The organism is Caballeronia calidae (assembly GCF_900044055.2).
Classification (GTDB): domain Bacteria; phylum Pseudomonadota; class Gammaproteobacteria; order Burkholderiales; family Burkholderiaceae; genus Caballeronia; species Caballeronia calidae.
In genome coordinates this window covers 1-1,266 of the sequence record NZ_FCOX02000281.1, presented here as the reverse complement: position 1 = coordinate 1,266, position 1,266 = coordinate 1, and the positions used below count along the sequence as shown (strand labels likewise).

1 protein-coding gene is annotated in these 1,266 nt (G+C 58.2%); it reads right to left on the bottom strand.

Going from position 1 to position 1,266, the window contains the following annotated elements; genetic code table 11:
- Window positions 1-689: reverse transcriptase domain-containing protein (locus AWB78_RS42635; protein ID WP_445344277.1), on the bottom strand; the 689-nt coding region annotated here is incomplete at its 3' end.
- Window positions 690-1,266 lie beyond the last annotated feature (577 nt).

Genomic DNA, 1,266 nt, shown 5'->3' with positions numbered 1-1,266 from the left:
TGCAGCATGATGTTGGATAACAAGGGTGAGATGACGCCCCCTTGAGGAACGCCTTCGCTCGATGCACGAAACAGATCACGATCCACGCAACCCGCCTTGATGAACTTCCAGAGCAGGGCAAGGAAGCGCTGATCGGCGATCCGCTTGCGGATTCCCTTCAGAAGCAGACGATGATGAACGGTGTCGAAGTAGCTGGCGAGGTCACCCTCGATGACCCAGCGTCCGGCGACACTGTTTTCACCGCCGTCTTGCAACTGAAGCTTCACCGCGCGGATCGCGTGGTGTACGCTACGGGCGGGCCTGAAGCCATATGAAGCCGAATGGAAGTCACTCTCCCAGATAGGCTCCATTACCATCAGCATCGCCCTTTGCACAATCCGATCCCGCAGACAAGGGATGCCGAGTGGTCTGAGCTTGCCGTTCGCCTTCGGTATGTATACGCGACGTGCAGGCAGCGGACTATACGAGCCCGCCAGCAACTCCTCGCGTATCGTCGACAGCTCATGCTGGAGATTCGCTTCCATCATGCGCCGGTCAACGCCGTCCACGCCCGGCGTGCGGGCTCCGCTGGATGCCAGCGTAATACGAGCCGCTTCGCTCAGCCACTCCCTGTCAGCAATCAGTCTCAGGAGTCGATCGAACTTGCGCTCTCTGTTCTCCGTCGACCATGTCGCCAGTTTGCTTTGCATTTCACTGATTATCAAAGGTCTTCACCTCACTATGGTCAGTTAATTAACTCAGCAAACCACTTAAACTGCCTCCCTTCGCCATGTGGCCGGCTTTCCCGACCTCGGACTACTACGAAGGCTCCGCCAGCCTGCACGTCATCGGGGGCACACTCCCTTGGCATTCGTGCAGACCTTCCCCAGTTCACATGCCGGACTCAACACACGGGCGAGGTTGCCTGTCGCAGTCTTTATCCTTGCTTGCCGCAAGTCGTCGCAAACGCCACGGTCTAGCTGCGCGCTCCCCATGGTTCCATGCCAACCAGCATACGTGTCCGGTCTGCACTCGTGCTGCCAAGCCCTACATGTGACCGGCAACAGTTCGCGACCTACCCATAAAGCGATGTGGGTAGGGGTGACGCTTCAACCCTCAGATGCGGTTTAACAGGTTCGTGTTCCTCAACCGTCCCATGCTCAGCCTAGAGGCTCATCTTGGCGTAATCGCTTCGCCGCAAGCCCCGTTTCCCGCGGACTACGTCACCTTGCCAGTGTCAGCAAGTCACCGCCGCTTCGGCTCACTTCCTCTCGCAGCAGAGAAAGG